The organism is Paenibacillus amylolyticus, from assembly GCF_001570725.1.
Classification (GTDB): Bacteria; Bacillota; Bacilli; order Paenibacillales; family Paenibacillaceae; genus Paenibacillus; species Paenibacillus amylolyticus_A.
Genome location: NZ_BCNV01000007.1, coordinates 63,450 through 87,731 on the forward strand (window position 1 = coordinate 63,450; position 24,282 = coordinate 87,731).

Here is a 24,282-nt window from a genome sequence, read left to right on the forward strand (position 1 = left end):
GTTATCAAAATCATGACCTGTTCACGATCTTGTTGTCAAAAATCCTAACTTTTACGAAACATATCCACTAATCCGTTGTATTCGAAAATAACAAGCAATTGGCCTATTCATCCGGTGGGTACTGACTGACATGTCGTTCCATAGAGGAACGAAATTCAACCGGCGTACGACCTGTATATTTCTTGAACAACATATGAAAATACTGACGACTGCCTACTCCAACATAGTCAGAGATTTCCGAAATCGGAATATTCGTCTGCTGAAGCAGCATCTTAGCCTTCTCCATTCGAAGCATGGTCAGGTAGTCGGTCGGTGTCCGCTGCGTGTGCTGACGAAAAATGCGATGTAAATAGCCCGGATGCAGATTGACGTCTGCCGCGATATCCTTCATCTGAATGTTGCGGTCCATATTGTGATGCATGAATTCAATCGTTCGTTTGACATACAGCTCCGCCTGATCTGATGCACTACGACTCATTTCTCCGCGCAGACGCGCAACACGAACCAGCAACTGGATGAACAATGTACGCACCAGCATGCCCTGTTCAGGGGACGTTAGATTCCGGGCTTCGCGGTGCTGCAACCTTTCCTCTGGCGGAATGATCTTCATCGGCATGTTCGATCTTCCTTGCTCCAGCAGACCCCGCTGATCGAGTTCCAGCACCAGACTTTTCATAATGTGATACACCTCTTCCGGGTCAGGCAGTACCAGATATGGCGATGCATTAGTGAGTAGAGTATGGACTTCCTCCTCTTCCAACGCGAGCTGACGGATCGATAGCTGTCCAGAAGGTGAGCCTGAGAATCCAAACTCCACATTGAGCATCCGGCAAGGCACGCTATCTTCCACCAGCAAACGGTGCGGGACACCTGCATCGAGCATAATGAACTGTCCTTTTTTCAAAACGGCCTGCTCCGAACTCCCATCCGGCATCTGCACATCCACCCGGCACATTCCCGAAATAATATACATGATCTCCGTCGAATCATGATGGTGATAGGACATACGATAGTTGTCCCATTGCTTGTAATAGTACGCGTAGAAACGCGGCCCGCAATCCTCTGTTCGCAATGCCTCCTGATACAGGCTTCCTGTCCAGCGCTTCGCGATGCTCATATCCATACCTCCATTCCGACAACGATCGATCCTCACTTTTCTCTATTGTAGCAATTCTATAGGTTGAATAAAAACTGGAGGTAAAAGAATGATGTAACGTGGATGGCTCTGGGAAAACGCCAAGCTTTATCCGCAGATCCTTATGTGAAAAAGCTCTGAAACTCCATGTGCGAGACACAATGGAATTCCAGAGCTTCTATGCTTCGATGCAAACACATAATACTAACGACACTGCTTTATGTTCAGACTGATCATGAACACATGTGATGTTGCTATTGCTACCTATTATTACTCTGGCCTGCTTACTTTCCGCCCTTACCTGGCGTGTAGAACTTAGGCAGCGTTACTTTCGACCAGTCAATATCCGATGCCATGTAGAAGGACGGATAGGAAGGCTGGTTATATCCACTGTTCTGTCCAGCAATGCCCACACGATACATCGCATCATGCATCAGCGTATACAACTTGCGGTCCGTTTTCTCGGTACTCAGATAGATGCGGATCGCGGAACTGTCCGTGGTTCTCACCAACATTTCTTCCCGCCAATCCCCGAAAATATCAGCTACGAGAGAAGGTGTACCTTTGGTGTGATTGTTGGTCAATGTGCCTGTTGCCGTCAGCAACGTGCCACGATTCCAGTCTTTGATTGTAGGCGTGACGTCGATGGCACCATCTACGATCTGTGTCGTCATATCGCCAGCCCAGCGGATATTCATATTCGTGCCCGGTGCCTGATCACTGATTTTTTCACCAGTCGCTGTCCACAAACCTACAGCCCATGTCTCCAGCCCACGGCGAGTCGGATCAACATCACCCACCATGCCGCGTCCGGTATCTTTCCCCGTGTATCCGCCATAGATCACTTCTCCAGTCTTCGCATCACGCAGGGAATAGCCGTACGGTGCCCACGGACCACCCTCATGTACCATGAAGATCTCCAGTCCCGGACGATCTGGGTCGATGTCTGCCACATGAAGAGCATCCCCATGACCCAGACGGGCAATGGTTCCCGGTGCAGCACTTTCGGCAGGCATCAGGTCTGTGGAGCTGTACAACACGCTGCCATCATGATCAATCGTAGCGGAGCCATAGATAATCTCCTGTTTGCCGTCACCATCCACATCCGCCACACTGAAATAGTGCGCTCCCTGAGTTGTGATGGAGCCATACTGCGGATCTGTACCATCCACACCGTGCGGTCCGTCATTGAATGGGTTCTTCATTGGTGTCCAGCCGCTGTCCAATTTCCATTCCTTTTTCAGCTTCTTGCCGTCCCAATTGTAGGCAACCATCGTCGAACGTGTATAGTATCCGCGTGCAAATATAGCAGACGGTTTCTTGCCATCCAAATAGGCCACACCTGCAAGGAAACGGTCCACCCGATTCCCCGGTTCAATCCGTGCCATGGCATAATCGCCCCACATCAGGCCATCGTCATGACGCTCGGGTTCATATGGAATGGTCTCCAGCTCTTTGCCTGATTTGCCTTCAAATACCGTAACATACTCCGGTCCATCCACGATAAAACCTTCGAACTTGCGCAGCTCATTTCGATTACTGCGTTCTACCGCATATACATCAATGAAGTAGTCGGCCAGACTTTCGGCATCCTGCTGAGATAATGGGTAATTATATTTTTTCTCGATTCCAAAAGCCTCTTCCAATGTCGCAGGCCAGTTCCCCTTCACAACCTCGTCGTGTTTATGCCAGTTTTTGAACATATCCACCACGTGATCATAGTAACCATCCGCACTTAAGCGATAATCATCTTCGTTCGAGTATCCTGCCTTGCGATCCTGCTTCGGAAGCGTGATGTACTTCTCGGATGTTACTTTTCCTTTTTTGTTATATTTGATAATCTTCGTGCCCGGAGCGGTCTTGAACATCATCTCGGCCTTGCCATCCCCGTCAAAATCATAAACGAGCAGCTGTGTATAATGAGCACCCGCACGGATATTGACCCCAAGATCGATCCGGTACAACAGCTGACCGTCCAAGGTGTACGCATCAATGTAGGTTTTACCAGTGTACCCTTTTTGCGATACGTCCTTGGCGTTGGAAGGGTCCCACTTCACGAAAAACTCATACTGGCCATCCCCGTCTACATCACCTACGCTCATGTCATTGGCGGAATACGTATAAGCTTCTCCAGCAGGCGTCACACCATCGGCGGGTTTTTGCAGTGGAATATCCACGTAGCCGTTCGCCCAAGGTTTGACGGATGCACTGCGTTTACTCTCCTTGCCCTTCTTGTTCACCGCTGCCACTTCATAACGGGAAGAAGATTTGCCCGCGGCATCTACATAGTTGGTGCTGTCCGTGACGGTAGCGATCTTTTTGCCATCACGATAGACGTTGAAGTCCGTACCTGTCAGCCCTTTGTCGCTATATCCTGTGGCCTCGTCACCAAGCAATCTCCAGCTGAGAAACACACCTTCGGATGTGGATGCAGCCACGAGACCCCGATCCAGATATTCCAGTTGAATCTCTTTCACGTGACTGCCCCCCTTATGTGATTGCAGGCTAGCCTCCGTCGCCCCACTACCGTTCGAAGCTTCTGCTCCGGTAATCCCCGCTGTTCCCCCAACAAGCAAAGCTACGCTGAGTGCCGAAGAGAGCACCTTGGCTGCAAGCGGCATACGTGCCTTCCTGCGTCCTGATTGCAGACCTGAAGCCGATCCTTTATGTACCGGCGCTGTTGTTTCTGAGTTCATCCACCTTCACGCTCCTTGAGACAGAATAGGTGACGCATATACACAACGATGATGATTGGACATTCGAATAAATTCGTAAAGACCCTCTTCAAGGGGCGAGACTCGTCCTTGATGATTGCGCTTACAATAATAAAAAAGAGAAATCAGCTTGCCCGACTACCAGAGTGCGGTCCCCCTTCCATTCTCTTTCCAATCCGAGCGAGGTGATCCCGCCCATCGGGTTCTATTATAGACATCCTGCCTGCCAGACCCTAGGCAAATATCCGACCAAAACGATCAATAATCAGTGTTTTTAGAGTCATTTGAGAAAAAGAGCTTGCAGCTGTGAGGGATATCCGTTCCGGTTACGAATCGTTCTTATGATCGGTGATTAAAGGCGAGATGATGCTTACGAAGTAGCTTCCTTGCAGAAAGCTTTCAACTTCGCTTCTTCAGAATCGATTTCGTCCCCTCCACTACGTTCCTCAGTTGATCAAGTACTTCATTTCAAAATGACTCTTGTAATGAATAGCAAAAAAACCGCAATCCTCTAACATACTGAGGATTGCGGTTAAGACAATTACGAGTAAATTTTAAGGCTCAATACCCCATACCAGGTTTCCACCTTGGTAGAGCGTTACCTTGTTCCAATCCTGATAGGATGTTTTGGTTGGATCAAAGGAGTAGTCGTTCGTCTCGTCAAAGTTGGACCAGTCTGTTTTGTACATGCGAAGCTGGATGTCTCCCGTCTGTCCACCAGCCTGAATGCTACCAGCGCCAGATGTGAAGCTCAGCTCCACATACGAGTCTGTGAAGGTACGCTGGATATTGGCTCCGCCAACTTGAGCGTAATCGATGGCAGAATCCATCGCAGCCGATCCTTCTTTGGAGAAGTAATACCGGATCTTCAAATCACTCAGATTCACAGCAGTACTGCCCAGATTTTTGATGTTGAAATACGGTTTGATCTGGCTATCCTGCGCATTGGTATCTCCAGCACGGTATTGCAGGACAAGATCACTGGTCGGTACAACGACACTTTGAGGTGTTGCGGAAGCTACAGCGGAATTGGCACTTTGTCCTGCTGTATTCACTGCACTTACCACATAATGATACGTTGTGCCGTTCGTCAGAGAAGTGTTCGTGTAAGATGTACCACTCACATTCGCCGCGATTGTTGTGAACGGGCCGGATGCAGTCAGCGCACGTTTCACATTATAGCTTGTCGCACCTGCTGAAGCAGTCCACGTCAGGCTCACCTGAGCATTGCCTGCTGTTGCTGTGAGAGCAGTCGGTGCAGCTGGCGCCGTCACACCTGCAACCGGTGTAGCTGTTGTTGTTGTAGAGTTAACACTTTCACCTACTGCATTCGTTGCCGTTACCACATAATAATAAGTTGTGCCATTGATCAGTCCTGTATTGCTGTAAGATGTTCCACTTACATTGGCAGCAATCGTTGTGAATGGACCGGATGCACTGAGTGCCCGCTTCACACTGTAACTCGTTGCTCCTGTGGAAGCAGTCCACGTCAAGGAGACCTGAGCGTTACCAGCAGAAGCCGTCAATAGCGCTGGTGCTGCCGGAGCTGTTGTTCCGCCCGGAGGATTGCCTCCACCGTTACTAGCAGGCAGGACAGGGAACGAGTTCTTCACCAGTGTCACGAATTGATCGTGGAACCAGTGACCGGATACCGGAGCATTCGCGAGTGCACCTGTTAATACGCCATCCCGAGTTATGAAGGTTGGATCACACATCCGGTCGAAACCTTTACCTTCGTTGTTCGGAATCTCGGAGCTGGAGCCATCGGATTCACCCGGAGGTTTCACCCATACATAAGCGTCCAGATGTGCGGGTCCCGGAGCAGCCTTAGGTGCTTCACCAATACCTGCCCCACTGTTGTTACACCAGTTGCCACGATGATCCCGTTTATCGACCCGTCCAGAATTCACATAGGAATTAATATTGCTTCCTGTCGCTGATGTTGGACGGTTCACCCCGCCCCATCCATTACGGCTGGTATCGATCAGGAAGCCCGTGCTGCTCGGCCATCCTGCTTGTACAAATCCGGAATAGAGTGCTGCAGTGAAGTCCGTCTCGTCAAAGTACGGGTTCCATTCATAATAATCGGAAGATCTGATCGGTTGTCCACCGATATTCAAATCCGGATTAGGCAGATTCGGTTCATGAGTAGGCGTGGTATTGGCAGTGTTGGTGATAAAACCATCTGCACTTTGCAGACCTGCCGCAGTATCATTTACTACGTCAGTGTACAGGGCAATCGCACCAGTACGGTTGTTGTCCCATCCGAGCCAACCCGAGTGACCGATATCCAGATAGTTGTACACATTAGGAATGGCATGCAGCTTGTCCAATGCATACTTGACCCCATCTTCATAGATGCCTGTTGAGCTGGCTTGCGCACAAGCTGGAGTACTCAGGTTGGTTACCAGGTTAGGCAGACTGTCCGGCTCAATAATCGCCACAATGCGAATATCCTGGTATTTCGGATCTGCGAAGATATCTGCGATCACATCAATGTAATCTGTTTTGTACGTCTGTAGTGCAGCCTGTGTTAGTGGAAGTTCTCCGTTGGATGCGAGTGCATGACAATCCCTACCAGGCAGGTTATAGATAACGAATGAAGCGGTTATGGGTGTACCCGGTTTCTTTTGCGCGAGAACGGCATCGAGATGTTGCTCTACGCTTTTGCGACCAGCGTTGTCCGGGCCGCCATAGATCGCAGCAATACGGTCAATCCATACGGCTGTTGGATACGATTTGACTGTCTCCATCTTCGCCTTCAGCGATGTATCGTTGGTCAGCGCAATGGACGTATCCACGAGAGCGGAGTAATCCTGGTTCAGATAAGCGGTTGCCCCTACAAATGGATTATCCACATGTGCTTCAGCCGCCTGAGTCAAGCCTGGAGACAATCCAGGGAAAATCCCCGCCGCGAGCAGCGTTGCTGCCATTATTTGCTTTACACCTTTGCGCAGGATCTTCTTACCTCTCGATTTGGTTTTCAATTTAGTCTTCATAGTTCCACCTTTCCTTTAGTTAGATTGGGTTGTACTCATGTCTGATCCTCTGTGTCATTAAGATGCTTAGCACGAAGAGAACGTTCGGATGAGTTGGTTGTATCACCTCCAAATGTAATGGTTGTGTAGCTGGAACTTTGAGTGAATAAATCGTGTGTGGGGTCGATCCATAAGAGTATGATGTGGTGGGTGTGGTTGAACGTGTGTTAGACATGAAGAATTGTGAAAATGGATTACGGGATATCTGACATCCCACTCGGAAAGCGCTTTCTTAAAGTGGTTTAAAAAAAGGCCTTCGCCTACCATCTACGATCATGATGTTCGGTGTTCACCTCCTTCTTATGTACTGATTATACGACATGTAAATATTACTGTAAATTGAATTATATAAATTTAATTATATTTTTTTCCATAATTCAGGCAGGAATCTGGACATTCCTTGCCCCAAAGCATACAAAAGGCTCATTCTGGCAATCTGCCACAATGAACCTCATGTTGATCATGGTCGAATCGACCGTTCGGCTAGGGCAGAACGACGACATCTCCCGGTTTTAAACCGCTAACCACTTCCGTCTTGTCCCCCGACTCCATTCCAGCCTGGATGGTCAGTGGCTCTGTCAGTCCGTTCCCTTTGTCTAACAGGACATAAGGTTCGGTCTGATCCCGCATAATCGCCAGGCTGGACACAACGGTCACCTTGTCCTTCCGTGTCGTCTCGATATCGCCTTCCAGACTCACGCCTCCATACATCCTGGCGTCCGGCTTCAAATCAATGACCACGTCAAACTGGGAAGCCTGCTTGAGATCCGTATCGGTACTCTTGCGGGCAAATTTGGACACCTTGCTCACCTTCCCGGTGAATTCCAGGTCTTTCTGCGCTGTCATTCGCACCTTAACCGGCATTCCCACCTTGAGCCTGAACATTTCTTCCTCACCAACAATTGTCATAAATTTCAGTTTGCTGATGTTTGTAATGGACCCGATCAGTTGTCCTTCTGTCACCGCACGTGTCTTGCTGTCCTCTTCATTCATCTGAAATATACCAGAAGCGGAAGCATACACAACAGCCTTGCTCATCACGGCCTGCTTTTTCTGTATTTCCTTTTCCTTGAGGAGCAGCGCTTTTTGATTCAACTCATTGGTTAGACGTTTGCCCTCCCGATCTGCAAATGCCTTCTTGCGCTCCTCTTCCGTCACGCCAAGCGTCTCACTCATATTCGCCTGATCCAGGCTAACCTGATTCATTTTATTTTCCAGCTGGGCTTTCTCCAGATCACTCTGCAACTGTTCTACTTCTGTTTGTAACGTGGAAGTATCAAGGGTAAACAGGATATCGCCTTTGCTCACCTGCTCACCACTTTTCACATGCCATTGCTTGATGTTGGAAGCATACGGAGCGAAGATATCAGTCTGATCGGTGTATACGGATTTCCCCTTCACCTGAATCGTTTGCGTCATCGTTTCCTGTGTCACATCAAAGGTAATCGGGGGTGGAATCTCTATAGGCGCCTCCGGTTTTGGCTTGTACTTTTCATACAACCAGTACCCCACACCTGCCAAAAGTACAACGGTGATGATAATTTTAATCCATTTCTTCATGTGCCCAATTTCCCTTTCGCTGATAAAATTACATTGATTTGATCACAGTTAATGCATTGGTCCGAGATGCGCTGATTGCCGGATATATACCCGATACAATGCCAACCAGAACAGCAAAAACGATGCCAAGTGGCAGAGCCGACTGCTGAATAACGACGGTCATCGGACCATTCATCTGATCTGCCATCTGACTCGCCAGCAGACTGTTTACCCCACCGAGGGCACCAAAGGCGATCCCCACACCAGCCACGCCGCCCATTAATCCAAGCATCGCTGCTTCCGTAATAAACATCTGGCGGATCTGCCACAGATTTGCGCCCAGCACCTTCATCACACCAATCTGTTTACGACGCTGATGCGTAGACATAATCATCGCTACAATAATGGATAATGAGGCCAGCAGCATGATAAAACCTCCGATTCCCAATGCCGCTTTTTGGTACATCGCCAATTGGCCTGCCATCGCTTCCTCCTGGAACAGATTACTCTGTGTGTTTAACGTCAGCTTTTTAATCTGTTCTTCCACCTGGGACACATAGCGTTTGTCCTCAACCTTGACCAGAGCCGAGTTAAGATGCTTGGCTGCACTGCTGTCGGTCTGCTGTAATCCAAGCTCATCCTGCAATGCACGAGCTGTATCGAGCGGCAGATATACTTTTTTATCGTTTTGAGCGCTTATATCATCCATGTTGGAAGGCTTCATCAGTTCTCCAGACACGCGTATAGAGCCACTCATTTTGGTTTTGCTCGCATTCGCATAATCTTCATATCGAAACTGAACAAGCTGCTGAACCAGCTGATCCTGCTTGGCAGACATTTCCGTAAACTGCTCCAAAAGCTCGTTGTTATATGGATCAGCATTCAACTGCTCAAATAACTTCTGAGTTACTTTGGGGTCCACGAGTCCAAATGCAGCCCCATAACTGGTCACCGCCATACGACCCTCCTCTGCCCCACGTCCCTCAGCATACTTGTATCCAAATCCGCTCAGGGTCTCCAGCTGGGTACCGATGACCTCAACATACGTACTGCGACCATCCGGAAGCACCATTTCGAGTGAATCCAGCTTTAACATGGGAGCCACCGCAACAACATGGGGAAGTCTTTGGATAATCTGAATTTTCTCCAACGTCAGCGCCCCACGTTCAAACTTCGATGTCTGACCACTCCCCTTGCCGTTGCCGGTACGAATGCCTTCATTAGGTGTAATCGTAATCTCATCCATCTTGTAATTGTCGTTCAATGTTTTCTCGCTATAGGTCTGTACGGACTGCCCCACACTAAGTGCAATGATCATGGCGGCAGAACCGATGGACAGCCCCATCATGCACAGCAATGTGACCATTTTTCTGCGAATGATCTGTCCCCAGGCCATACGTGCTACATCCCGTATTCTCACATTTCCTCTCCTTTTGCCTCAAACTTCCCTTATAGCCTCTTCGACCAGTATTCCATGTTGCAGTGTAAGCACGACTTGCATCTGCTCCGCGACCTCTGCTTCATGTGTCACAATGACAAAGGTCGTATTCATATCCCGGTTAAGCTGCTGCAAAATCGCAATGATCTCTTCCTCCGTCTCGGTATCCAAATTTCCCGTAGGCTCATCCGCAAAGATCACTGAAGGTTCGGTAATGAGCGAGCGTGCAATACTGACACGTTGTTGTTGACCACCCGACAACTGGGATGGGAACAAGTTTGCTTTTTCGCCCAGTCCAACCTGTTCCAGCAGCTTCAATGCTTTTGCTTTGCGTTTCGTAGGGCTTATGCCCATAAACACCAAAGGTAACTCTACATTTTCCCGGATTGTAAGGTTAGACAGCAGCTCATAGGATTGAAAAATAAACCCGATGTGACTGCGCCGAAACTCAGCCAGACGATTTTCACTGAACCGTACAATATCTTGTCCCGCAATGAGAATCTTGCCCTGATCCGGTTTCATCAGCCCCGCCATCAGATTCAGCAGTGTGGACTTGCCCGAACCCGAACTGCCCAGCAGAGCCACCATCTTGCCTTCTCCAATCGTCAGATTGATATCTTGAAGCACCGGCACAGTTCCCTGGCTATTACGGAACGAGTGGGATAATTGTTCAACTTGAAGCATTGCTGCATTTCTTCCTTTCTAATTGCTAAATATGTACAGATGTTGTTCAAAAAGATTCGTGTCGCACATTACCTTTTCATTATAGGATGGAGATGTATCCGGGCTGGCCGGAGTTGTATCCAACTTGTAAAATGTCATAACAAAAAGACCTTGTCCGCAGAGTAGCTATCGTCAGCTCTATCCAGACCAAGGTCTTATATTCGTATACCTTCCACAGCTTACCAGGCTCTGAAACTAAAGCGGTACATCTCACTTTTATCCATCGTGCTACCCACTGCAAATAGATCATCGTCATTCCATTTCAGATTGATGAAGTTATCAATATTGCGGTAAATCACCGTATCCGACGAAAGCTCGCTGTCATTCAGGTAGGCAATATGCAACTCATTCTTCTGATTCTGAATATCCATTGGATAAAAGTAAGCGATTCGAGATTCATCTTCATTCAGATCGAAGTTCCAGATGGAACCTTGTAATACCAGATCATACTGTTCCTGCGCTGCACGATACCGATACAGCCCCTGTACCTTATTCAGCGTTCCCTGGATGAGCATATCACCATTCTTCAGCAACTTGAATTGTTGAATGTCTTCCATTGCAACATACGCCTTCACTTCATGTCCGTCCTCAAGCGATACACGATAGATGGCATAGTTGTCTTTCAGCATCACCAGCATATAAAACTGCTTCTGATCTTCACTGACCTGCAACACATCCATCACGATAAACGTATCATTTGAACCTTTCCCTTGTCTTGGCCCTGTGAACATGCCCATCAGCTCATCATACGTGTAGATAACTTGATTCGTCCCCTTGCTCAGATCAACCTGTTTAAATGAAAGATCATCCTGACCGATGTAGGATTCGTTCCCTGTAAACACTCTGTAATACGAGTTGTCGTTCGGAAGCTTGCGACGTTCACCGCTCTCGATCACATACTCATATGTCGTCTTCTGCGCCTGCCCCGCCCGGTACTGGGAGTAGATAATTTTCTTATGATCCGGGCTGATCGCGACACCATATTCCGTATTACTCGCAATACTCTTCACTTCATTATCATCCAGATGCAGGAGAGATAGCTGAAGACCTGAATAGGAAGGTTCCGATTGATTCAATATAATCGTGTTCCGGTCTACCACTTCAAAATCAAAGATCGCGAAGTCATTCGGAATTTTGGTAGCTGACTCGATCTGAATCGTACTGCTCGGTGGTGGTGCCAGCCGGCTATTGAATTGCTCACTGGGCAAGATCACCGTTCTAGGCTTGAGATTTCCGATACTGAACAGACTGCCAATCCCGAATATTCCGCTGACAAATGCGACCAACAGCCCGGACAGCATCAATTTGTCACGGTTTTTACGCCAAAATCCGTCATGTCTCATGCGTTCATTTCCCCCGGAAGACTGATATTCACTTGTGTCCCTTGCCGCATGATGCTCTTCATCTCCACTGTTCCTCCATGACGCTCAACAATGTTCTTCACAATAGACAAACCCAGTCCGGCACTGCCCTTCTCGGCCCTGTTAATTCCTTTATCCTGGTAAAAGGGTTCAAATACATGCTGGAGCGCTTCAGCACCGATACCTTCTCCCTGATCACGAATTACAATAGCGATGGAATCACCTAACCGGAAGGATTGTACTTCGATGATGGAGTTCACATCACTGTACTTCACCGAATTATCCAGGACGTTGAGGAAGACCTCTTTCAGCTTGTCCCGATCTCCCTGTAGATACTGATTCTCCTCCAGCTCATAATGAATGCCTATATTGTACTTGCTAGCCTTTATCGACATATCTTCACAAGCTTCACGAATAATATCGGATACATCGATACGTTCGAATCGGTACGCCTGAATGACCGCAGACGAGACCGAGACCTCCAGGATATCCGCAACCATCGTGTTGAGACGCTGGCTTTCTTTGATAATATAATTCATGCCTTTGTCAAAAAAGTCCTGATCGGTAAATCCATTATCCCGCAAAATCTGGGCGTACCCCAGAATTGTCGTTAGCGGTGTCTTTAATTCATGTGTCACATTGTCAAAAAAGACTTTGCTTCGCGCCTGCACTTGCTTCACTTCGTCCCGCTCCCGCTCAATCACATCAATCTGCTCCCGTACCCGATCAATCATGACGGTGAAGCTTGAAGCCAATTCACCGATCTCATCCTTGGTGGTAATCTGAATGTCTGCATTCAGACTTCCCTGGGCCACTTCCGCAGAACGTTTCGTGAGTACACGGATGGGCTGTGTAATTTTCCGGGAAATAAAGATGGACGCGATAAATACAAATACGAAAATAACCGCTGCAAATAACTTGATCGTATTCTGGAACCGGAGATTGCTTCTGTACAAGTCCGTATAATCCTTTTCCAACTGTACAATACCAATCAATTGTTGATCCATCTGAAGCGGGAAGGACAGACTGGAGGTGACCCGACCTTTATCCACAACTGTGGTGTAAGCGATCCGGGACTTTATGGCTTCCTCCACATCAGGATGGTCAGCGCGCTTAGCAATGTTAACCTCGCTGCCAGCAGATCCGTAGGGCGAGGCATCGGGACGGTATACCGTAATCTTCCCGCCAACGGCTGAACCAATCTGCTCCGCGAGCTCGCGGTTTCCAGCTTCGAGCGAATCTTTGCTCATACGTTTGTTATGAATCAGGAAGTACTGATTCAGCGCGATGTCCAGGTTTCTTTTCGATTGCACCATATCCTCATGTACTTCCCGGTACATATTCTCCTGTGCCACCTTATTGGACAGAATCAGCAGAACGGAGAACCCGATAAAGACGATGACCGAGAATAGCACCACCAATTTGAACTGGATCGTCCACTTCATGTCTGTACCTGAATATTCAGCTTGTACCCCACACCGAATACCGTTTCAATCATCGAGATGCCTTGCACACCACTATCCAGCTTCTTGCGAATCCGTTGCACATGAATGTCCACCGTTCGCGTATCCCCTGCAAAATCAAATCCCCATACCTTGTCCAGCAGTTCAGAACGTGTATGCACCTTACGATGATGGGTCACGAGAAATAACAACAGATCATATTCCTTATTCGTGAGTCCGGCGCGTTCCCCGTCCTTCCACACTTCCCGTTCATCCTTGCGGATCTCAATATGCTTTCCGAGCCTTACCACCTCATAGGACTGATTCTCCAGTGTCTCACTGATGAGGTCAATTCGGCGAAAGATTGCCCGAATGCGCGCAACCACCTCACGGATATCAAAAGGCTTCGTGATATAGTCATCAGCACCCAGCTCCATGCCAAGTACCTTGTCCAGCATGTCCGACTTGGCGGTGATCATGATGACGGGTATCTTGGAATTCACAGATAATTGCCTGCACACATCAAAACCGCTCATGTCAGGCAGCATCAGATCCAGCAGGATCAGATCCGGCTTCGAATCCCGAAGCAGATCCAGACCTTCTTTACCCGTAGCTGCTTCCTTGATCTCAAATCCTTCTTTACGTAACGAATAGGACAAAATATCGCGAATGGACTCCTCGTCCTCAATAATTAAAATCTCTTTTTGTCTCATGATACCCTCGTAATCTCCCTGCTCTATGAATTTCATCTGCCTATATTTTGTATCTCAAGCCGTATGCTTGAATAGAGGGAAGCACGAAATGTTACAACTCCGATACAACTCTGAACCGTTTGGAAACAACCTCCCGATATACTTGGATCATAAGAGACTCATACCAGACCGGACCCAAGCCTGATCTGTATCCAAGGGGGATTCACATCATATGAACAACACACAACTTAATGATGCTTATATCAACTATAAATCAGAAATCACAAGGTATCTATCCCATATCGTCAAACAACCTCAAGATGCAGAGGATCTGGCTCAGGAGTGTTTCATTCGACTGATGAACGTTACCGTGGATATCCCTGAAGACCGGCTTCTCTATTACCTCAAACGGATTGCCCGAAATCTTGCCATGGACAGCTTCCGCAGGCAGACCCGTACACTTAAACGCGACAGTCGTCTGGAGGCACCTACCCATCACTTCGATACACCGCATCTGGAAATTAACGAAGGCGTCGACGATCTGGTCTCCCATATTAACAACACCGAGCATCGTAAAATATTAGAACTTCGCCTCATTCATGGATACTCCATTAAGGAAACGGCAGAGCTGGTGAATCGTAGTGAAGGTATGATTAAATCCTCTGTGTTCCATGCTGTGAATCGAATTCGAGCTAAAGTCATCTCATAGAGATGGCTTTTTCTTTACGAAAAATCATTAGTGACGGCGGATGGAAGTGTTAAGACAGGATCGAAATACCTATAGATATGTCAAAAGACCCAATTTTACAAATATCGAGTTAATTTTTACAAATTGTTATGACTATGTGAGATTTTCATGTGGTAGAATATGGACGAACTCATGAATCAACTAATATTTGGGAGGGATTTGGTTGGGTAAATTAACAGGTATGCGAGGAGTATTTTTAAAATCACTCTTGGCATTGTCCATGGCTTTGCCGCTTCAGATCGGATTATGGAACGGAGATGCATCGGTTCATGCGGAAGGGCCGACAGACCCCGCACCGTTCATCCAGGCGAAGGTTGTGAACCAAAACGCAGGTAAGAAAGTCTTGTTCGACAACTCACACGGTCAGACGGCTGGAGCTGCAGACTGGGTCATCGATGGAGGTTTCTCCGACTTCGGAAATGCACTCGCGAATGATGGTTATTATGTCAAAGAACTTCGCAAGACGACACCATTTACCTATGATGATCTGAAAGAGTATAACGTATTCGTTATTGCAGAGCCTCAAATTCCTTTCAAAACATCCGAACAGGCAGCACTGAAACAATATGTTGAAACGGGCGGCAGCATCTTCTTCGTTGGAGATCACTATAATGCCGACCGTAATAAAAACCGCTGGGATGGCTCAGAAGTTATCAACGGTTATCGTCGGGGAGCTTTTGAAGATCCAACCAAAGGTATGAGCACAGATGAGCGCAACTCGGAAGCCATGCAAAATGTAACCAGCACGGACTGGTTGTCTGATAACTTCGGCGTACGATTCCGCTATAACGCACTTGGCGATATCAACGCCAACATCGTCGTACCGGCAGATCAAGCCTTCGGCATCACAGAAGGCGTATCGGCTGTAGCGATGCACGCCGGTTCAACACTCGCAATCACTGATCCGGAAAAGGCAAAAGGCATTGTGTACCTGCCAAAAACCAACGCAAAATGGAATAACGCGGTGGACCAAGGCGTGTACAACGGCGGCGGGATCGAAGAAGGTCCTTACGTAGCCGTATCCAAGCTGGGCGCAGGTAAGGCTGCCTTCATCGGTGACTCCTCTCCAGTAGAAGATGCATCTCCAAAATACTTGCGTGAAGAGACAGGTACACGCAAAACGACTTATGACGGTTTCAAAGAAGCCGATGATGCTGTGTTGCTCGTGAACACTGTGAACTGGCTTGCTACACAAGAAAACTACACGGATCTGACTCAAGTCAACGGACTTGAACTGGATACAGCTACAGCGCTGTTGCCATTTGAAGAGCCAGCTGCTTCTACAGAGCCACAGGCTGAACCTTGGTCCGCACCTGCTGCCGGATACAAGTGGTACGATCGTTCCACGTTCAAGGCTGGTTCTTACGGTGGCCCTGCATCCAGTGCGAACGCTGCATACAGCTTCGTGAAACAGGATACTCTCCCAAATGCAGAAGACTTCCAGATTCGTGTAGTTGTGGAGAACATGGCTCCGAATACAACCGTATCCGGTTATAGTGCCGGAATTTATCTGACTGGCGGAACACAGGTCGCTATGATCCAGAATGAAAGTGGGACTTGGCCGACTTCGTACGGCTATAGCTCCACATTCAGTGTAACCTCGGACAGCCAAGGTCGCGGGATCAAAGATCTGAACGTCCGCATCAAACCGGGTACAACTGGTGCTGCGAGCTTGCGTCTGCGTCTGAACGGCAGCAACCTGATCACCAATGCCGTGACCGTAGGAAATGTGCCGGCAGAACAGCTTCCGGAAGAAGAAGGACCGATTCCAGCGGCTATCACTGTTGCTGAAGCACGCACCAAAGCTGTTGGTACTACCGTAACTATCGAAGGTGTCGTAACGACAGAACCAGGTGCATTCGGTGGACAAGCCTTCTATCTTCAAGATGAAACTGCTGGAATTTACGTATTCCAGCACACTAGCGGTTTCCATGCTGGTGATAAAGTGAAAGTAACAGCAGCAACAACCATCTATAACAGCGAGTTCGAGCTTACCGATATCATCGCGATTGAGAAAACAGGTACAGCTTCCGTCCCTGCTCCAATCGAAGTTACAGCAATTACAGATGCGAACCAAGGTCAACTGGTTCAACTGAAAGATGTAACGATTGAGAATATCATCAGTGCTACACCAGTTGGATCATTTGAATTCGACGCGGTAGCAGCAGATGGAACGAGCACACATATCCGTGTAGATACACGTACAGGTGTGACAGATACTTCCTTCCCTTATGTTGCTGGTGACAAAATCGATATCACAGGCGTTTCCGCTATTTTCAAAGACGTATACCAATTGAAACCTAGAGGCTTGAATGATTTTGTACCTGCAGAAAATCAAGGTGGAGGCGAAACACCTTCCACTCCAGCTGAAGGGGCACCGGGTAAACCGGTGCTTTCTTCTGATAATGGATATACAACTGGCCTGTTCGAAGGTTCGTATAACGTAAGCATGAACCTCTGGTGGGGCGAAAATGGTTCCACGTACAAACTGTATGAGAATGGCGTTCTGATCGATACACAGAAGTTGACTGCGGCTTCACCATCGGCTCAGTACTCCAAAACGGCTATTACAGGCAAAGCTAACGGAACATACACGTATGTAGCTGAGCTGACGAACGACAAAGGAACTACACGCAGTGACGAGCTGACCGTTCAAGTAACGAACGCTGCTCCAGGGAAAGCGAACTTGTCCCAAAACAACTGGGATGGTGACGGCAACTACAACGTATCCATGAACCTCTGGTGGGGTACGAACGCAACCGAATACCGTCTTTATGAGAATGATGTATTGATTGATACACAAGCATTGAAAGCTGCTACACCAGCTTCTCAAAGTGCTACAACGGAATTGTCCGGCCGCGCTAACGGAACGTATACGTACCGTGCTGAGCTAATCAACGCCGCAGGCGTAACCAGCACAGAGACGATTACGGTTCAAGTGACCAAAGCTTTGCCTTTGGCTAGCTAAGAAGATTGTGAAGAAGCCTAACATTTAACCAAAAAACCGAAACTCGCATAGCCTGATTCACGGGGCTGCGCGGTTTCGGTTTTTTTGGCTGAGCAACGTTGTACCACTTGCCAGAAAATAGACACGTATACCAGGGACTCCCCTAATTGTTTCAATTCCTAGGTGCTAACGAACCTGACAGACCTTATTCGGCAATTTTGGCCGAATTTTAAAATCTAACGAACCTCAGCGTCGCTATCTAACTGTATTTCAGTTGCCAAAGGGTTAATTCGGGCAAAACGCAACATATAACGTCACTACGATTCGTTAGAATTCCAGTGATACCTTCTTAGGCAAAATAGGGACTCTCAGGTTCGTTAGCCCAGCCCCTGCGAGTCCATAATGTATAAATACCTTAATGACGATATAGAACCCTGGTTTATTTCAAACGTTCCGGCTCATATCCATTTCTAACAAAAAGAATGCTGTTCCATACAGCAGAATAAGTGGCCACGGCGATGACACTAATGACAAAAATCAAGTTCATCTGTGTAAACGCATAACTGCTTCCCGTGAAAATAATCAGGAGTGCACTGAGTCCAATATTTTCTCTGTTATGTTTTTTAAACTTCTGAAAGATCATTCTGTACAGCAATATCAATACCATAAATACAATCCATATAAAATAAAATATTTCCATAGGTCACCCTCCTTTAAAGCTCACTTCTTTTATCGGTATCTACAAGAACTATTGATTAATATCCTTAATTCCCTTTATATAGAAACCTATTAATCTTACATGTATTTGGAAAATAATTCAATCACTCTTATATATATTCTTGGAATCCTCTTGTTCCTCGACGGTTAGCTGAGCAACAAGAACGCACCGTTGTTTATCTGCAGACACAAAAAAAGACTATCCCTGCCAATGTTCCGGCACCGAATAGCCCTCTCTTCTTACGCTATCATCTAATCTTAATTTATCATCTAATATTTTCGTAGCTCCACGCTAACCCTTACACCAGCTTCTTACGAATATAACCCGAGATCAAGTCGATAATCGTGATCATCACGATTATCCCCAGCAGGATTATACCTACTCGCGGCCAGTTCCGGGTGCTCAATGCAAAGATCAGTGGTGTACCAATCCCCCCTGCTCCGATTACCCCCAGTATGGTCGCGGAACGTACATTAATCTCGAAACGATACAACGTATAGTTCAGGAAGCCAGGCATAACCTGCGGCAGGATCGCAAACCACAATTGCTGCATGCGATTGGCTCCAGAGGCGAGCAGCGCCTCAGATGGGCCGTAGTCTATATTTTCCACTTCATCCGCGTACAATTTGCCTAACATGCCGATGGAGTGCAATCCAAGGGCAAGTACCCCTGCGAACGATCCGGGACCTACTGCTTTGATGAACATCAAAGCCATGATAATCTCAGGGAACGTACGGATGAAGCTAAGTACCATTTTACCTGCACCCGAGATGGAACGATGCCCACTCATATTACGAGCAGACCAGAATGCAAACGGGATACAGAGCACTGCCGAGATTACGGTACCCAGCACGGAGATCGCCAACGTGTCCAGTAGACCTCGCAGCAGGTCTTCTCCCTCAGGCAGATATACAAAATCCCAATCTGGTGAGAAAATCCCGGCTACAATGGCCTTCATAATCTGAGCGGCAGTTTCCTTGAAACCAGTAAACGGCACACCAGCAAGAGCCCAGGCATATACAAGGATCAGCAGTAACACAATAACCCAGCGTAGCGGGTTTTTCCGTGGTTTTGGCCGGATGCGGCTTGTTTCATTTTTCATCATAGCAATTTCTCCCGCAGCTTAGTACTTACATAATCAATGATCAGAACGATGACGAGGGTAAACAGAATGATTACACTGGTCTTGTCATACTCCAGGAACCCAAGTGTTGCCTCATAGTAAAGCCCAATCCCTCCGGCTCCCACCAATCCCAGAATGGCAGCAGCACGTATATTAATTTCGAAGGCATACAGCACATAAGATGTGAACTGGGCAGCCAGTTGCGGCACCACGCCATATACAATGAGCTGAATCCGGTTCATACCAACAGCTGTCATCGCTTCCAGCGGCCCCTGATCAATCGTTTCGAGCGTCTCATACGTCAGCTTCGCGATCAGACCTACGGAGAACACAGCCAGTGCCAAGATTCCGGGAATAGGTCCCAGACCAAACACAGCGACGAACAAAGCAGCAAGTAGCAAATCCGGTACGGTCCGAATCAGGTTGAGCAGAAAACGTGCCGGATAGTAGATCCAACGACTAGGCATCAGGTTACCAGCACAGATGATCGAGACCGGAATCGCAATAATGGCACCAATAGTTGTTCCAATAAGGGCCATCCGGATCGTCTCCAGCATGCCTTGAACGATATTATCAAAGTAACTCCACCGGGGTGGGAACATATCCTTTAACAATTTCCACATTTCAGGGAACCCCTGAATTAACTCTGTGAAGCCGGCATCGGTCTGTTTCGCACTTGCCCACAGAAGAAGCAGAATGATGATCAGGGTGAGTAGATGTTTCGTACGCCCAGGCGGCTTGGGACGATTCACAACCTGTGCAGGGCTGGAACCAGGTTCCTTGCCCATCCCGCCTGAATTCTGAAGTGGAACGTTGGACTGCCCCTTCATACCACAACTTCTCCCTGCTCGTGCACAGCCTGCTTGTCCAGCAATTCATCAGCCAGAATGGGTCTGCCATATATTTCAGCAAAGCGCTCATCCGTTGCCTCTTCCACCGGACCGTCGAAGACCACCTCACCTGCTCTCAGTCCAACAATGCGGGTCGCATACTCTCTCGCCAGATCAATAAAGTGAAGATTGACGATGGTGGTAATCCCAAGGTCTTGATTGATGCGTTTCAGGTCATCCATGACCTGCTTCGTTGTAAGCGGGTCGAGTGAAGCAACCGGTTCGTCGGCCAGAATAATTTTTGCTTCCTGTGCCAGTACACGGGCAATAGCCACACGCTGTTGTTGTCCACCAGATAACTGATCCGCACGGGAGTAAGCTTTCTCGGAGATATTCACCCGATCCAGCGCAGTGAATGCCAGCTCAATATCCTCTTTTGGAAAACGTCCGAGAATGGTACGCATGGTGGAATGGTATCCAACGCGTCCAGCGAGTACATTACGTAGTACACTGGACCGTTTCACCAGATTGAAGCTCTGGAAAATCATGCCGATATCGCGTCTGATCATGCGTAGTCGTTTGCCTTGTGCCTTCGTGATGGAGCTTCCATTAATCAGAATCTCACCTTCACTAATGTCGTGCAGACGGTTAATGGAGCGCAGGAGGGTTGATTTACCCGCACCGGACAGGCCGACTACAGCAATGAATTCACCCTGCTCAAATTTCAAATTAATATTATCCAGGCCCTTGGTGCCGTTAGCGTAAGTTTTAGTAACGTTATGAAGCTCAATCATGGCATTAATCCTTCTTTCATTCATAATGATCATGCATACATTAGTCCTTGCTATAATGGCACAAGCCAGCGCAGCGTAGATCACGCTGAACTGGCCTGTCCATTGCTACGATTAAGCTGTTCCCATCCAAGAGAGCTACTACAAAGTGAACAGATCCCGAATTACTTTTGGATCAATTACTCACCTTTCACTTTCTCGCCATACTGACGAACGATCTCGAACTTGCTATCATCGGACTCTACATAACCTTCATGCGTATAGATTTCTTTGATGATCTGGTGACCTTCAGTATCTTTACCGATATCGATGAAGGCTTGTTTGATCTTCGCAGTCCAATCTGCATTCATGTCTGTACGAACGGCAATGGTATCGTTAGGAATAGGCTCAGTGAACGCCAGTACACGTGTATCTTCAAATACAGTCGGATAGTCTTTAGCTACCGTGTTGCGGGCATCTTGGAAAATAGCTGCTGCATCAACGTCACCGTTCAATACAGCGATAACACCTTGGTCATGACCTTTCAACGTTACAGGTGATACATCTTTCAATGGGTCAATGCCTCTGTCGAGCAACAGACCTGCCGGCCATACATAACCTGCGGAAGACGTTACGTTTTGGTAAGCAACTTTTTTACCTTTAAGCTCTTCGATGGATTGAATCGGCGAATCTTTTTTCACAATGAACATGGATTTATAAGAATCCGCCAACTCTTCGGTTGGAGCACCTGTCTCATCATTTACACCAAAACGTTGTGCTTGCAAAATAACCTGTGCAGCGCCTTTTTCTTTAGCCAGTACATAAGCTGTCGGAGGCAAGAAACCTACGTCTACTTTGTTGGAAGCCATTGCTTCAATAATTGTGTTGTAGTCAGTGGATACGCTGACTTTTACCGGAATGCCCAGTTTGTCACCAAGCAACTTCTCGAGTGGTTTCGCTTTGGCTTCAAGTGTGTCTGCATTCTGGGAAGGAACGAATTGAACCGTCAGTTCAGTTGGTACATAACCTTCGACAGGTTTCTCTGTCTCTGCCGTAGACGTACCGGATGCATTCGAACTCGTATTATCTCCGTTAGCCGAACCAGTTGTACTACTAGACCCACAAGCACTCAGAAACATAACCAAAATCAACAATGGTAAAAATAAAGCAGACTTCTTCAAACGAACACCCTCCAAAGAGTTTCTATTTTTCAGTACTTGTCTACTATAATTGCCAAATATTAGCGCGATGTGAAACGAAATTTGGAGTTTTGTAAAGTTTCCTGTCAGGCTGTCAGCGCGACTTGTATCTGTTAGAATAGGCTCATTCTGGTTGAAGATATAAGAAGAACATCGGAGATAACGGCGTATACTTCGGTTCTTCAAGCTATTCAGTCTTCTCCGTTTTATGGTAATTCCATAGTTCTGAACTTATATATTAGAGGAGATTGTAAAATGACATCCATAAACCACACGGCAAGCTTCGACATCCTATTCACCAGTGATCTGCACGGGGCCATCCGTCCCATTCATTACAACACCAATGCATACCGCCCGGCTGGACTTGCCCTGCTCGCTTCCCTGATTCGTAAGGCACGGGAACGCTCACCTGAATTGATGCTGGTGGATAACGGGGATTTGCTGCAAGGATCACCCTTGGCCTCATATGCGGCTTCACAGATTTCCACAAACGAAGTGCATCCTTTCATTACAGTACTTAATGAACTCGGTTATGATGCAGCGGTGATGGGCAATCACGAATTCAACTATGGTCAGACCTTATTACGCGGAGCCGTTGAGGCTTCCAACTTCTCTTGGCTATCTGCCAATATTGTAAAAGATGAGCATCCGGACGTACCTGCTTACGGTCCTCCGTATCTAATTAAAACCTTGTCTTCTGGCGTCAAAGTAGCCCTATTGGGCGCAACCACGCATTACATACCGAACTGGGAGCACCCGAAGAATATTGAGGGTTTACAGTTCCTTGATGCCTTAGAGACCATCCGTACGTGGGTTAGCTATATACGCGAGCATGAACAACCAGATGTAATGGTTGTGAGTTATCATGGCGGATTTGAGAGTGATCTGGAGACAGGAGAGCCTACCGAACGGTTAACTGGAGAAAATCAAGGCTATGCCATCTGCCGGGACATCGAAGGCGTTGATGTGCTGCTTACCGGACATCAACATCGTCAGCTTACCGCTAATATTCATGGCGTAACCGTCATTCAGCCGGGATTCAGTGGCAATGGTGCCGGGCATGTATCCGTTCAGTTGGAACAATCATCGGGCGGGAAGTGGCAGATTACAGATAAACGGGCTCAGTTGTTACTTCTGGATGAACATAGTGAAGTTGAGCCAGATGCAAGCGTCATGCAACTGACAGAAGAGCTGGAAACTGAGGCACAAGCATGGCTTGATCAACCCATTGGCGAGGTGGCTGGGGATTTATCCATCACCAATGCTACAGCCCTGCGGCTCAAGGCACATCCGTTCATTGCTTTTGTACATCAAGTGCAGATGGAAGCGACCGGGGCAGAACTGTCCAATACGGCGATGCTGAGTGAAGAAGCTCGTGGTTTCGGGCGCCATATCACCGTTCGGGACGTGTTATCCAACTTCATCTATCCTAATACGCTGACGGTGCTGGAGCTGAGTGGTCGGGATATCCGGGAGGCGCTGGAACAAACAGCTCGTTACTTTGAAGTGAATGCTTCTGGTGAAGTAGCCGTGAATCCGGCCTATATGGAGCCCAAACCTCAGCATTATAATTATGATATGTGGGCTGGCCTAGAGTACGAACTGGATATCTCCCAACCTGTCGGTAGTCGAGTTGTGAAGTTGGAACGTGAAGGCAAACCCATGGATATGGATGGCACATACTCTGTGGTGATGAACAGCTACCGCGCTGCTGGCGGCGGGGATTATGCGATGTATCCAGGTAAAAAGGTACTGCACGAAGGTGCCACGGATATGGCCGCACTGGTGGAGGATTACATCCGCAGACACCAGCCGTTAACGGTGGAACAGGCGAACAATTGGAAAGTTATTGGAAGTTAAATAGG

General features: G+C 47.7%; 17 protein-coding genes. 3 read left to right on the forward strand and 14 right to left on the reverse strand.

Features of this window, described 5'->3' with window-relative positions; translation table 11 throughout:
• Positions 1-103: 103 nt before the first annotated feature.
• From PAHA3_RS25140 to PAHA3_RS25180, 9 genes are all read right to left on the reverse strand, one after another.
• A complete protein-coding gene (locus PAHA3_RS25140) occupies positions 104-1,117 on the reverse strand; it encodes an AraC family transcriptional regulator (RefSeq protein ID WP_062837409.1) in 1,014 nt (337 codons plus the stop codon).
• A 302-nt stretch (positions 1,118-1,419) separates the two neighbouring features.
• Entirely contained in the window at positions 1,420-3,756 is a 2,337-nt protein-coding gene (locus PAHA3_RS25145; protein WP_062837559.1) for a rhamnogalacturonan lyase, read from the reverse strand.
• Between the two features lie 647 nt (positions 3,757-4,403).
• Entirely contained in the window at positions 4,404-6,848 is a 2,445-nt protein-coding gene (locus PAHA3_RS25150; protein WP_201028113.1) for a glycoside hydrolase family 6 protein, read from the reverse strand.
• 522 nt (positions 6,849-7,370) lie between these two features.
• Positions 7,371-8,447, reverse strand: a complete 1,077-nt coding sequence (locus tag PAHA3_RS25155; protein WP_062837410.1) for an efflux RND transporter periplasmic adaptor subunit — start codon at positions 8,445-8,447, stop codon at positions 7,371-7,373.
• 28 nt (positions 8,448-8,475) lie between these two features.
• Positions 8,476-9,846, reverse strand: a complete 1,371-nt coding sequence (locus PAHA3_RS25160; RefSeq protein ID WP_153028302.1) for an ABC transporter permease — start codon at positions 9,844-9,846, stop codon at positions 8,476-8,478.
• An 18-nt stretch (positions 9,847-9,864) separates the two neighbouring features.
• The gene (locus PAHA3_RS25165; RefSeq protein ID WP_062837412.1) at positions 9,865-10,548 is read right to left on the reverse strand and encodes an ABC transporter ATP-binding protein; all 684 of its coding nucleotides are present in this window, start codon (positions 10,546-10,548) and stop codon (positions 9,865-9,867) included.
• Positions 10,549-10,766: 218 nt separating this feature from the next.
• Positions 10,767-11,930 (reverse strand): hypothetical protein, encoded by a 1,164-nt coding sequence (locus tag PAHA3_RS25170; RefSeq protein WP_062837413.1) that lies wholly within the window; start codon positions 11,928-11,930, stop codon positions 10,767-10,769.
• Positions 11,927-13,393: a sensor histidine kinase gene (locus tag PAHA3_RS25175; RefSeq protein ID WP_062837414.1), complete on the reverse strand. Its 1,467-nt coding sequence runs from the start codon at positions 13,391-13,393 to the stop codon at positions 11,927-11,929. The genes PAHA3_RS25170 and PAHA3_RS25175 overlap by 4 nt, the downstream gene beginning before the upstream one ends.
• A complete protein-coding gene (locus tag PAHA3_RS25180; protein WP_036606313.1) occupies positions 13,390-14,103 on the reverse strand; it encodes a response regulator transcription factor in 714 nt (237 codons plus the stop codon). The genes PAHA3_RS25175 and PAHA3_RS25180 overlap by 4 nt, the downstream gene beginning before the upstream one ends.
• Positions 14,104-14,314: 211 nt before the next feature.
• On the opposite strand from PAHA3_RS25180, the gene PAHA3_RS25185 reads away from it, so the two are divergent.
• Together PAHA3_RS25185 and PAHA3_RS25190 are read left to right on the forward strand one after the other, a co-directional pair.
• Complete coding sequence (locus PAHA3_RS25185; protein WP_062837415.1) at positions 14,315-14,791, forward strand: RNA polymerase sigma factor; 477 nt, start codon at positions 14,315-14,317, stop codon at positions 14,789-14,791.
• A gap of 220 nt (positions 14,792-15,011) precedes the next feature.
• Entirely contained in the window at positions 15,012-17,798 is a 2,787-nt protein-coding gene (locus PAHA3_RS25190; RefSeq protein WP_371327963.1) for a DUF5689 domain-containing protein, read from the forward strand.
• 418 nt (positions 17,799-18,216) lie between these two features.
• On the opposite strand, the gene PAHA3_RS25195 is transcribed toward PAHA3_RS25190, so the two are convergent.
• From PAHA3_RS25195 to PAHA3_RS25215, 5 genes are all read right to left on the reverse strand, one after another.
• Positions 18,217-18,477 carry a hypothetical protein gene (locus tag PAHA3_RS25195; RefSeq protein ID WP_062837417.1) on the reverse strand — a complete coding sequence of 87 codons (261 nt, stop codon included), beginning with the start codon at positions 18,475-18,477 and terminating at the stop codon, positions 18,217-18,219.
• 316 nt (positions 18,478-18,793) lie between these two features.
• Entirely contained in the window at positions 18,794-19,600 is an 807-nt protein-coding gene (phnE, locus tag PAHA3_RS25200) for a phosphonate ABC transporter, permease protein PhnE (RefSeq protein WP_139331943.1), read from the reverse strand.
• Entirely contained in the window at positions 19,597-20,406 is an 810-nt protein-coding gene (gene phnE, locus PAHA3_RS25205; RefSeq protein WP_062837561.1) for a phosphonate ABC transporter, permease protein PhnE, read from the reverse strand. The genes phnE (PAHA3_RS25200) and phnE (PAHA3_RS25205) overlap by 4 nt, the downstream gene beginning before the upstream one ends.
• A gap of 38 nt (positions 20,407-20,444) precedes the next feature.
• Complete coding sequence (gene phnC, locus PAHA3_RS25210; protein WP_062837418.1) at positions 20,445-21,242, reverse strand: phosphonate ABC transporter ATP-binding protein; 798 nt, start codon at positions 21,240-21,242, stop codon at positions 20,445-20,447.
• 176 nt (positions 21,243-21,418) lie between these two features.
• Positions 21,419-22,414 carry a phosphate/phosphite/phosphonate ABC transporter substrate-binding protein gene (locus tag PAHA3_RS25215; RefSeq protein ID WP_371327961.1) on the reverse strand — a complete coding sequence of 332 codons (996 nt, stop codon included), beginning with the start codon at positions 22,412-22,414 and terminating at the stop codon, positions 21,419-21,421.
• A gap of 258 nt (positions 22,415-22,672) precedes the next feature.
• Here PAHA3_RS25215 and PAHA3_RS25220 point away from each other — a divergent pair, with 258 nt between their 5' ends.
• The gene (locus PAHA3_RS25220; protein ID WP_062837420.1) at positions 22,673-24,277 is read left to right on the forward strand and encodes a bifunctional metallophosphatase/5'-nucleotidase; all 1,605 of its coding nucleotides are present in this window, start codon (positions 22,673-22,675) and stop codon (positions 24,275-24,277) included.
• The last annotated feature ends 5 nt before the right edge of the window (positions 24,278-24,282 follow it).

What these genes read in the sequence shown, in the direction of transcription:
- PAHA3_RS25195 (WP_062837417.1), bottom strand. Translation starts at nt 18,477, where the DNA reads ATGGAAATATTTTATTTTATATGGATTGTATTTATGGTATTGATATTG.
- PAHA3_RS25175 (WP_062837414.1), bottom strand. Translation starts at nt 13,393, where the DNA reads ATGAAGTGGACGATCCAGTTCAAATTGGTGGTGCTATTCTCGGTCATC.
- PAHA3_RS25180 (WP_036606313.1), bottom strand. Translation starts at nt 14,103, where the DNA reads ATGAGACAAAAAGAGATTTTAATTATTGAGGACGAGGAGTCCATTCGC.
- PAHA3_RS25220 (WP_062837420.1), top strand. Translation starts at nt 22,673, where the DNA reads ATGACATCCATAAACCACACGGCAAGCTTCGACATCCTATTCACCAGT.
- PAHA3_RS25145 (WP_062837559.1), bottom strand. Translation starts at nt 3,756, where the DNA reads ATGCCGCTTGCAGCCAAGGTGCTCTCTTCGGCACTCAGCGTAGCTTTG.
- phnE (WP_062837561.1), bottom strand. Translation starts at nt 20,406, where the DNA reads ATGGGCAAGGAACCTGGTTCCAGCCCTGCACAGGTTGTGAATCGTCCC.
- PAHA3_RS25150 (WP_201028113.1), bottom strand. Translation starts at nt 6,848, where the DNA reads ATGAAGACTAAATTGAAAACCAAATCGAGAGGTAAGAAGATCCTGCGC.
- PAHA3_RS25155 (WP_062837410.1), bottom strand. Translation starts at nt 8,447, where the DNA reads ATGAAGAAATGGATTAAAATTATCATCACCGTTGTACTTTTGGCAGGT.
- PAHA3_RS25170 (WP_062837413.1), bottom strand. Translation starts at nt 11,930, where the DNA reads ATGAGACATGACGGATTTTGGCGTAAAAACCGTGACAAATTGATGCTG.
- PAHA3_RS25140 (WP_062837409.1), bottom strand. Translation starts at nt 1,117, where the DNA reads ATGAGCATCGCGAAGCGCTGGACAGGAAGCCTGTATCAGGAGGCATTG.
- PAHA3_RS25185 (WP_062837415.1), top strand. Translation starts at nt 14,315, where the DNA reads ATGAACAACACACAACTTAATGATGCTTATATCAACTATAAATCAGAA.
- PAHA3_RS25190 (WP_371327963.1), top strand. Translation starts at nt 15,012, where the DNA reads ATGCGAGGAGTATTTTTAAAATCACTCTTGGCATTGTCCATGGCTTTG.
- phnE (WP_139331943.1), bottom strand. Translation starts at nt 19,600, where the DNA reads ATGATGAAAAATGAAACAAGCCGCATCCGGCCAAAACCACGGAAAAAC.
- PAHA3_RS25165 (WP_062837412.1), bottom strand. Translation starts at nt 10,548, where the DNA reads ATGCTTCAAGTTGAACAATTATCCCACTCGTTCCGTAATAGCCAGGGA.
- phnC (WP_062837418.1), bottom strand. Translation starts at nt 21,242, where the DNA reads ATGATTGAGCTTCATAACGTTACTAAAACTTACGCTAACGGCACCAAG.